We start from the raw sequence: 9,522 nt of genomic DNA on the forward strand, positions 1-9,522 counted from the left end.
TCAGTGGTCGGCTTTGGACGCCTTGGTCAGTGCCCGGTTGAGCTGGAACATGCGCAGACCGCCGATGAGCGCGGTGACCAGCGCACCAGCGATGGCGGCGATGAGCAGGCTGATGCCGACGGGCAGGTTGACCTGCCAGAACAGCAGCCAGATCTGCTGCGAGCTGAGATTCTGCAGGATGAAGATCAGCAGCAGTATGCCGAGTGCCGAACCGATGATCATTCCGGCCCAGGCGGCGCTTGTGCGGGTGTGGCGGACCTCGCCGGCGATCGCTTCACCGCTATGCTTCCCGCGGCGGGAGGTGCCACCGACCGGCGACGCGGGAATCTCGGGGTCGGGTACCGGGGTTCCGCCGGTGGCCGGTTCCGGGTCGCCGGGTATGTCGTACTGGTCCTGCGGGGCGGGGCGCCGGCCTTTGTGCAGCGGATCTGAGGTGCTCATCCGGCCATGATTGCATGAGACAATGCTCAAATGTCCTCTTTACCGCTCGTGTTCGACGCACCCAAGCGCGGGTTGCCGCCGAAACATTTCGCCGACCTCGATCCGGAACAGCGGATCGCGGCGGCAGCGGAGCTCGGACTGCCCAAGTTCCGGGTCAATCAACTGGCACGCCAGTACTACAGCAGGCTGAACGGTGACGTCGCCGAGATGACCGACGTGCCGGCCGCAGCCCGGCAGGCCGTCGGAGATTCGCTGTTCCCGACCCTGCTGACGCCGATACGGCAGATCAGCTGCGACGACGGCAGCACCCGCAAGACACTGTGGCGCCTGCACGACGGAACACTGCTCGAAAGCGTGCTGATGCGGTACACCGACCGCAACACGTTGTGCATCTCAAGCCAGGCCGGATGCGGCATGGCGTGCCCGTTCTGTGCCACCGGGCAGGGCGGTCTGGACCGCAATCTGTCGACGGCCGAGATCGTCGATCAGGTTCGTGCCGCGGCCCGCACCCTGCGAGACGGCGAGTTCGGGGAGCCCGGCCGGTTGTCGAATGTGGTGTTCATGGGGATGGGCGAGCCGCTGGCCAACTACAAGCGGGTGGTGAGCGCGGTCCGCCAGATCACCTCACCGGCACCCGAGGGCCTTGGGATCTCGGCGCGGTCGGTGACGGTGTCGACGGTGGGTCTGGCGCCTGCGATCAGGAAGCTGGCCGACGAGGGTATTCCGGTGACCCTCGCGGTGTCGTTGCACACCCCCGACGACGAGCTGCGCGACACGCTCGTTCCGGTCAACAACCGGTGGTCGGTCGCCGAGGTGCTGGAGGCCGCGCGCTACTATGCCGATTCCAGCGGTCGCCGGGTGTCCATCGAGTATGCCTTGATCCGGGATATCAACGATCAGCCGTGGCGCGCGGACATGCTGGGCAAGAAGCTGCACAAGGCACTCGGCACGAAGGCCCATGTCAACCTCATCCCGCTGAACCCGACCCCGGGCTCGAAGTGGGATGCGAGCCCGAAACCGGCAGAGCGCGAGTTTGTCCGCCGAGTACAGGAACAGGGCGTCTCCTGCACCGTCCGCGACACCCGAGGCCAAGAGATAGCCGCCGCCTGCGGTCAACTGGCCGCCGAGGAACGATAGCCAAATGCGCCCACCCGCATCAGGCAGGTGGGCGCCGGGTTATGGGTACAGGACTACGGCACCCATTTGGGGTCGCGGTTGAAGAACATGCCGCGGATGAGGAAGACGGCGATGCAGGCGGCGACGCCGACCGACCAGAGTTCTTCGACTTCGCCTCGGTGGTTGCCGACGAATCCCATGAAGAGAAGGAAGCCGACGGAGGCCCAGCCGAGTATGAAGTAGAACCGCTTGGGTTTGGCGTGCCAGCCGAATCGGGCCGAGGGGGCGTCGGCGGGTTCACGGGTCCAGCCGGTGTCGACGTGTTCGTGTTCAACCTCGGTGCTTGCCACAGCTGCTCCTTACCGACGACGTGGGGTAGTAGTTCTCGATCAGCATAGCGGTACCGCTTGCCGGCCGGTGCGCGACCTTCTCACCTGCGCCGTGCGCGATCGTCTCACCTGCGCCGTGCGCGATCGTCTCACCGCGACGTGGTGCGGTCTTGGTGACAGAATGCGGCCATGTATCAGACCACCCGATCTCTGGCCGACTATCGAAACGAGAACTATCCCCGCGACATGGTGGGGTACGGGCGGACGCCGCCTGATCCGCGGTGGCCGGGCGGCGCGAAGGTGGCGGTGCAATTCGTCCTCAACTATGAGGAGGGGGCGGAGAACAATGTGTTGGAGAACGATCGGGGGAGCGAGACTTTCTTGTCGGAAATGGTTGGTGCACAATCGTTTCCGAATCGGCACATGAGCATGGAGTCGTTGTACGAATACGGATCGCGGGCGGGTGTGTGGCGGGTCCTGCGGACGTTCGAGCGCCGGGGTCTGCCGTTGACGATCTTCGCGGTGGCGCAGGCGATGGCACGCAATCCCGAGGTGGCGGCGGCGTTCGTCGAAAAGGGGCACGAGATCGCCTGTCATGGGTATCGCTGGCTGAGTTATCAGTTGGTCGATCAGGAGATCGAGCGTGAGCACATGGTGGCGGCGCTGGAGTTGCTGACCGAGATCACGGGGGAGCGACCCCGCGGCTGGTACACGGGCCGGGATTCTCCGCATACGCGACGGCTGGTCGTCGAGCAGGGTGGGTTCGCCTACGACTCCGACAGTTACGCCGACGATCTGCCGTACTGGGTGAAGGTGCCGAGTCAGGGAGCGCTGGTCGATCATCTGGTGGTGCCGTACACGCTGGACACCAACGACATGAGGTTCTCGTCACCGGGTGGTTTCCCGTCGGGTGAACAGTTCTTCGCACACCTGAGGGACGCGTTCGACGTGCTGTACCGGGAGGGCCAGGAGGGTGCGCCGAAGATGCTGTCGGTGGGCCTGCACTGCCGGCTGGTCGGTCGCCCGGCGCGGCTGGCGAGTCTGGAACGGTTCCTCGATCACGTGCAGTCGCACGACGATGTATGGATCACGCGGCGCATCGATATCGCCGACCATTGGCGGTCGGTGCATCCGGCGGGGTAGCGCTGTCGGTCAGTTCGCCTCTCGGGTGGTTCACAATGGTCCGGTGACCATACGTGTACTCATCCTCGGCTCGACGGGTTCGATCGGCGTTCAGGCGCTGGAGGTGATCGCGGCCAATCCTGATCGGTTCGAGGTGGTCGGCGTCGGGGCGGGTGGCGGCAATCTCGATCTACTGCGCAAGCAGGTCGCCGACCTGGGGTTGTTGGCGGGCCGCGTCGCAGTCGCCGACGAGTCCGCCGGGCGTGACCTGGTCGCCGGGATCGGTGCGGGTGTGCACGTCGGTGCCGATGCGATGGTGGATCTGATCGATGCCGCGGATGCGGATGTGGTGCTGAACGGGATCGTCGGATCGATCGGTTTGGCGCCGAGTCTGGCGGCGCTGCGCTCGGGCGCCCGGTTGGCGCTGGCCAACAAGGAGTCACTGGTGGCCGGTGGTGCGCTGGTGCTCGATGCGGCGGCGCCGGGGCAGATCGTGCCGGTTGATTCGGAGCATTCGGCGATCGCGCAGTGTTTGCGCGGAGGCAGTGCCGGCGAGGTGTCGCGGCTGGTGCTGACGGCGTCGGGGGGACCGTTTCGCGGCTGGTCCCGCGAGGACGTCGAACATGTCACTCCGGAGCAGGCGGGCAAGCATCCGACGTGGTCAATGGGGCCGATGATCACGCTGAATTCGGCGACCCTGGTGAACAAGGCGCTGGAGGTGATCGAGGCACATCTGCTGTTCGATGTGCCCTACGACCGCATCGATGTGACGGTACATCCGCAGTCGATCGTGCATTCGATGGTGACGTTCGTCGACGGTGCGACGATCGCGAAGGCGTCGCCTCCGTCGATGAAGCTGCCGATCGCGCTGGCCCTGGGCTGGCCGGACCGGGTTCCGGGCGCGTCGGCGGCCTGTGATTTCTCGACGGCGTCGCAATGGACGTTCGAGCCCGTCGACAATGAGGTGTTCCCGGCGATCGATGTCGCGCGCCGTGCAGGCAAGGCCGGTGGCAGCCTGACCGCGGTGTTCAATGCCGCGAACGAGGTGGCCGCACAGGGCTTTTTCGACGGTGTGCTGCGGTTCCCGCAGATCGTCGAGACGGTGGCCCACGTGATCGACGACGCAGATCAGTGGCGTGCCGCGCCCGGTAGTGTGGACGAGGTATTCGCCGCTGATCGGTGGGCCCGCGATCGTGCCGCACGGCTGGTCTCGGCCCGCGCTGATGGAGTTTGATTCGTGATGTTCGCGTTCGGCGTGGTGCTGTTCGCCCTCGCCCTGGTGCTGTCGGTGGCCTGGCACGAGTGCGGCCACATGTGGGCGGCGCAGGCCACCGGGATGAAGGTCCGGCGCTACTTCGTCGGCTTCGGGCCCACACTGTGGTCGGTGCGGCGGGGTGAGACCGAGTACGGGGTAAAGGCGCTGCCGTTCGGCGGGTTCTGCGACATCGCCGGCATGACTCCGTACGACGAACTCGCCGACGACGAACGCGACCGCGCGATGTTCCGGCAGAAGCCGTGGAAGCGGTTCGTGGTGTTGCTGGCCGGTCCCGCGCAGAACTTCGTCCTGGGTTTCGTCCTCATCTACTTCGTCGCAGTACTGGCGGGCCTGCCGAATCTGCGCGACGACGCCGACCACGCGCCGGTGTACGTGGAGAAGGTCAGCTGTGTGGCGTCGGCCACGGACGCGGCGGGTGAGTTGCTGCCGTGTTCGGGTGCGGCTCCCGCCGAGGCGGCCGGTCTGCGGCCCGGCGACCGGATCGTGGCGATCAACGGCGAGGCCGTCGACAACAACAGTGACCTGATCACGACGACGCAACGCACCACGGGTACCGCGTCGGTGCAGGTGCAGCGCGATGACCAGACGCTGACGCTGCAGATCCCGGTGACGCAGGTCGAACGCAAGATGCGGACCTCCAACGGGACTCTCAAGAGCGTCACGGTCGGCGCGATCGGGGTGACGCTGACCCGTCCGGACCCGATCGGACCGCTCGAATACAACCCGCTGACGGCGATTCCGGGCACGTTCGAGTTCACCGGGCACCTGGCGAAGGCGACGTGGGATGCGTTGCTGTCGCTGCCGTCGAAAATCGACGATCTGTGGACGGCGGTGACGGGCGGCCCGCGTGGCGAGGACACCCCGGTCAGTGTGTACGGGGCGTCGGCGATGGGTGGCGAGGCCGCCGAACGCGGCGCGTGGAGCGTGTTCTTCATGCTTTTGATCACCATCAACTTCTTCCTGGGGGCGTTCAATCTGGTGCCGCTACTACCATTGGACGGTGGACATATGGCCATCGTCGGGTACGAGAAGTGCCGGGACACGGTGCGCCGGTGGATGGGCCGTGCCGAGGGCGGCCCCGTGGACTACATGAAGTTGATGCCGTTGACCTACGCGGTGGTCATCGTGATGGGAGCGTTCATGGTGCTGACCGTGACCGCCGACATCATCAATCCGATCCGGTTGTGGTGACCGGACTCCAGTCCCCGGCACCACGTCCAACGCAGCAGCCCAGCAGAAGGTGAAAGACATGAACGCCCCAGTCGCGCAAGGAGTACCGGCAGCACCGGGCAGTGGCCCGATGGCGATCGGGCTCGGTATGCCACCGGCGCCGCCGCCCGTGCTGGCACCCCGCCGCAAGACGCGCCAGATCATGGTCGGACAGGTCGGCGTGGGCAGCGATCACCCGATCTCGGTCCAATCGATGTGCACCACCAAGACTCACGACGTCAACGCCACGCTGCAGCAGATCGCCCAGCTCACCGCATCGGGTTGCGACATCGTACGTGTGGCGTGCCCGCGTCAGGAGGATGCCGACGCACTGCCGGAGATCGCCCGCAAGGCCAACATCCCGGTGATCGCCGACATCCACTTCCAGCCCAAGTACATCTTCGCCGCCATCGACGCCGGTTGCGCCGCGGTGCGGGTGAACCCCGGCAACATCAAGGAGTTCGACGGCCGCGTCAAGGAGGTCGCCAAGGCCGCCGGCGAGGCCGGCATTCCCATCCGGATCGGCGTCAACGCCGGATCGCTGGACAAGCGGCTGATGGAGAAATACGGCAAGGCGACGCCTGAGGCGCTCGTCGAGTCGGCGCTGTGGGAGGCGAGCCTGTTCGAGGAATACGGCTTCGGCGACATCAAGATCTCGGTCAAACACAACGACCCGGTGATCATGGTGGAGGCATACCGGCAGCTCGCCGCCCAGTGCGACTACCCGCTGCACCTCGGTGTCACAGAGGCGGGCCCGGCGTTCCAGGGCACCATCAAGTCGGCGGTCGCGTTCGGCGCTCTGCTGTCCGAGGGCATCGGCGACACGATCCGGGTGTCGTTGTCGGCGCCGCCTGCCGAGGAGATCAAGGTCGGTGATGCGATCCTGCAGTCGCTGAACCTGCGTCCCCGCAAACTGGAGATCGTGTCCTGCCCGTCGTGCGGCCGTGCGCAGGTTGACGTCTACAAACTCGCCAACGAGGTGACCGCCGGCCTGGAAGGTATGGAGGTTCCGTTGCGGGTCGCGGTGATGGGTTGTGTGGTCAACGGTCCGGGCGAGGCCAGGGAAGCCGACCTCGGCGTGGCGTCCGGAAACGGCAGGGGGCAGATCTTCGTCAAGGGCGAGGTCATCAAGACGGTGCCCGAATCGCAGATTGTCGAGACATTGATCGACGAAGCCCTGCGCATTGCGGAGGAATCCGGGCAAACTGGTGTGGACGGAGAATCCGGTCCGCCGGTGGTCACGGTCATGTGATCTGCCGGGCGTGAGGAGGCGCTGGGCCGCAGGGATCCAGCACAGAGGAGTTGTCGTGCTGAACGTGGTGGGACATCGACCACTCGGCCTTCGTGATGCGGTCGTGGTGGCCGACGTCCTCGCCTCCGATCCGGTGCCGATGTGCATGGTGGCAGCGCGGTGCGAGGTGCACGGACTCAATCCCCGGCTGCTGGGTGGTTCGCTGTGGACTGCCGATCATCCGTCGACATCGCTGTGCTTTTCCGGTGCCAACCTCATTCCGCTGCTCGGTTCGCGTTCGGACATGAGTTACTTCGCCGATCGCGCGATGTCACGGCCGCGTGCCTGTTCGTCGATCGTGGGCCCCGCCGATCTGGTGGCGTCGCTGTGGGGCGACCTCGAGTCCGAATGGGGCCCGGCCCGGGAGGTGCGGCCGGATCAGCCGCTGATGGCGCTCGACGGGGAACCGGCGATACCGCCGGATCCGGCGGTGCGGCTGGTCACGCTCGACGACCTCGACGCCTACCTCCCCGCGGCCATCGACATGTTCATCGGTGAGGTCGGCGTCGATCCGCGGGCCGGTGATGGTGGTGTCTCGTATCGGCGCCGGTTGTCATCACTCATCACGGCGAACCGGGTGTTCGCACGCTTCGAGGACGGCCAGGTGGTGTTCAAGGCCGAGGTCGGGTCGATGTCCCGGGTCGTCGGGCAGATCCAGGGCGTGTGGGTGGATCCGCAGCGTCGCGGTGAGGGACTGGGTGCGGCGGGTACGGCCGCGGTCGCGCAGGCGATCATCGCCGACGGCCGGACGGCCAGCCTGTACGTGAACAGTTTCAACACCCCTGCACGGGCGGCCTACCGGCGTATCGGTTTCGTCGAGGTCGGAACATTCGCGACGGTCCTCATCGACTGACGACTACTGCGCCTGACTCACCGACGACATGTTGAAGTCGGGGATGCGCAGCGGCGGCATCCGTGTCCTGGTGGCCCAGTCCGACCATTCGCGCGGCAGGGTGATCTCGCTGACCCCGGCCTGTGTGGTGCGGCGCAACAGATCCAGCGGCGATTCGTTGAACCGGAAGTTGTTGACCGCGGCGCTCACCGTGCCGTCCTCGATCAGATACACGCCGTCGCGGGTCAGCCCGGTGAGTAGCGCGGTGGTGGGGTCGACCTCGCGGATGTACCAGAGCGTGGTCAGCAGCAGACCCCGTTCGGTGGCCGCGATCATCTCCTCCAGCGTCGCATCGCCGCCCGTCATCAGCAGGTTCGAGCATCCTGCGGCCGGTGCGGCACCGAACTCGACCGCCGCCGCACGGGGATAGGCCAGGGTGTCGATCATCCCGTCCCGGATCCAGTCGACGCGCCCGATGTCGAGACCGTTGTCGAACACCGACGCCATCTCCGACGATGCCGCGGAGACCACGAACGGCTCACATTCCAGGCCGGGTGCGGTCGGGTCGGAACTGAGTGTCAGGCCCAGATCGGTGAGTTTCTCGCCCACCCGAGTTCCGCCACCGGGCGCCGACATCGCGGTGCGTCCTTCCTGCGCGCCGCGTCCGGCCATCTCCCAGCTCAGCGACAACATCAGGTCGGCCACCGCCGACGGCGGCAGCAGCGTCTCGTATCGGCCCGCCGGCAGCTCGGCAGTGTGCGCCGACCAATTCAGCCGCGTCGACAGGTCGGCGAGCATCGAGTCGACGGGAACGTCGTCGAACCAGGGTGTGCTGATACCCGACCACGCGCTCGCATCGCCGCGCTTGGCGTTGATCTGTACCGATCCGGTGGGTTGGGTGAAACGACGCCGCACACCGGTCGATGTGGCCAGCCAGATCGTGTCGACGATGTGATGGGCGAAACCGTACAGCTTGTCGGGGCCGTCGAAACCGCGGCGTAGCGCACCGGCGATGCCGCCGAATACGTCCGCCCCGGTCGTTGCCGGTGCATCGGCCCAGTCCGCGGGCGTGCCGCTGTCGGTGATCAGCGCGAACGCGTCGTCCGCCGGTGGTGCCGAGCGGGCGGCGTCCTGCGACGCGCGTACCACGTCGGCAACGGCGGCCGGGTTGATGTCGGTGGTGGTCACCGTGCCGACGTGAGCGCTCGCACCGCGCCGCACGATCGACACCACTGTCGTGATGCGTTGCACCGATTCACCATTGGTGGTCATCGTGTTGCCCGCCCAGCGCAGCGATGCCTCAGCTTTGTCGGTGACGATCACGATCGTGTCGTCCGCGCCCCCGAGCCGCTGTGCGTGCGCCAGGGCCGAATCGACTGCGTCGGTTACACTGACCATCTCCGGTATCCTTCGTCGGCGGACTATCTACTACTAGCTTCCGTTAGCCTAGTACTACAGTCGTAGATGGTAATTTCACATCGATGACCTGCGGTTTCGGTGGCATATCCGTGCTCGAAGTTGATGTCGACGCCGCCATTTCGACCAATGAAGGAAGTACTCGCTGGCGTGTTCGGTGGTGACGGTAGCGGCTCTGAGTAGTCGTTGAAACTCGTTGATACTCAACCGGATCAATGAGGGGTTGGTGGTTTCGTGGGCGCGTTGTTCGGCGGTGGTGATCGCCAGGATGGCGTGGGCGAGCATGACCAGGATCGTCCAGCGATGCCAGGAGGTCCAGGTTCGTACTTGGTGCTGGTCCAGCCCGGTCAGGCCTTTGCTGGACTGGAACGATTCCTCGACAGTCCACCGGCGGCCGGCGACCTTCACCAACACAGCCAACGGGACCGGGGTGGAGCTGTAGCAGCGGTAGAACGCCAGCTCACCGGTGGTGTCGTTGCGGCGCACCAGC

General features: G+C 66.0%; 9 protein-coding genes and 1 pseudogene. 6 read left to right on the forward strand and 4 right to left on the reverse strand.

The features are described 5' to 3' along the window. Positions 1–441, reverse strand: coding sequence for a LapA family protein (locus Q0627_RS08380; protein ID WP_298808986.1), 441 nt, complete (start codon positions 439–441; stop codon positions 1–3). Between the two features lie 30 nt (positions 442–471). Here Q0627_RS08380 and rlmN point away from each other — a divergent pair, with 30 nt between their 5' ends. Beyond that, on the forward strand, positions 472–1,578 hold the full coding sequence (gene rlmN / locus Q0627_RS08385) for a 23S rRNA (adenine(2503)-C(2))-methyltransferase RlmN (RefSeq protein ID WP_291015481.1): 1,107 nt from the start codon (positions 472–474) through the stop codon (positions 1,576–1,578). 53 nt (positions 1,579–1,631) lie between these two features. Here the strand turns inward: rlmN and Q0627_RS08390 are convergent, their stop codons facing one another. Continuing rightward, the gene (locus Q0627_RS08390) at positions 1,632–1,907 is read right to left on the reverse strand and encodes a DUF2631 domain-containing protein (RefSeq protein WP_291015483.1); all 276 of its coding nucleotides are present in this window, start codon (positions 1,905–1,907) and stop codon (positions 1,632–1,634) included. A gap of 168 nt (positions 1,908–2,075) precedes the next feature. Here Q0627_RS08390 and puuE point away from each other — a divergent pair, with 168 nt between their 5' ends. The 5 genes from puuE to Q0627_RS08415 are packed head-to-tail and all read left to right on the forward strand — an operon-like array spanning position 2,076 to position 7,637. Further along, positions 2,076–3,029 (forward strand): allantoinase PuuE, encoded by a 954-nt coding sequence (gene puuE / locus Q0627_RS08395; RefSeq protein WP_291015485.1) that lies wholly within the window; start codon positions 2,076–2,078, stop codon positions 3,027–3,029. Between the two features lie 43 nt (positions 3,030–3,072). Beyond that, positions 3,073–4,242 (forward strand): 1-deoxy-D-xylulose-5-phosphate reductoisomerase, encoded by a 1,170-nt coding sequence (gene dxr, locus Q0627_RS08400; protein ID WP_298808992.1) that lies wholly within the window; start codon positions 3,073–3,075, stop codon positions 4,240–4,242. Between the two features lie 3 nt (positions 4,243–4,245). After that, complete coding sequence (locus Q0627_RS08405) at positions 4,246–5,475, forward strand: site-2 protease family protein (RefSeq protein ID WP_291015488.1); 1,230 nt, start codon at positions 4,246–4,248, stop codon at positions 5,473–5,475. Positions 5,476–5,533: 58 nt separating this feature from the next. Continuing rightward, positions 5,534–6,745 (forward strand): flavodoxin-dependent (E)-4-hydroxy-3-methylbut-2-enyl-diphosphate synthase, encoded by a 1,212-nt coding sequence (gene ispG, locus Q0627_RS08410; RefSeq protein ID WP_291015489.1) that lies wholly within the window; start codon positions 5,534–5,536, stop codon positions 6,743–6,745. A 55-nt stretch (positions 6,746–6,800) separates the two neighbouring features. Then, positions 6,801–7,637, forward strand: a complete 837-nt coding sequence (locus Q0627_RS08415; RefSeq protein WP_291015491.1) for a DUF4081 domain-containing protein — start codon at positions 6,801–6,803, stop codon at positions 7,635–7,637. Positions 7,638–7,640: 3 nt separating this feature from the next. Here Q0627_RS08415 and Q0627_RS08420 read toward each other — a convergent pair whose 3' ends face one another. Next, positions 7,641–9,014, reverse strand: coding sequence for a metallopeptidase TldD-related protein (locus tag Q0627_RS08420; protein ID WP_291015493.1), 1,374 nt, complete (start codon positions 9,012–9,014; stop codon positions 7,641–7,643). A 75-nt stretch (positions 9,015–9,089) separates the two neighbouring features. Continuing rightward, a pseudogene (locus Q0627_RS08425) lies at positions 9,090–9,522 on the reverse strand (IS701 family transposase); the annotation flags it as partial.

Origin of the sequence: uncultured Gordonia sp., from assembly GCF_937858515.1 — a bacterium.
Classification (GTDB): Bacteria; Actinomycetota; Actinomycetes; order Mycobacteriales; family Mycobacteriaceae; genus Gordonia.

Coding starts and splice junctions, on each gene's coding strand:
- Q0627_RS08380 (WP_298808986.1), bottom strand. CDS start 441: ATGAGCACCTCAGATCCGCTGCACAAAGGCCGGCGCCCCGCCCCGCAG.
- rlmN (WP_291015481.1), top strand. CDS start 472: ATGTCCTCTTTACCGCTCGTGTTCGACGCACCCAAGCGCGGGTTGCCG.
- puuE (WP_291015485.1), top strand. CDS start 2,076: ATGTATCAGACCACCCGATCTCTGGCCGACTATCGAAACGAGAACTAT.
- ispG (WP_291015489.1), top strand. CDS start 5,534: ATGAACGCCCCAGTCGCGCAAGGAGTACCGGCAGCACCGGGCAGTGGC.
- Q0627_RS08420 (WP_291015493.1), bottom strand. CDS start 9,014: ATGGTCAGTGTAACCGACGCAGTCGATTCGGCCCTGGCGCACGCACAG.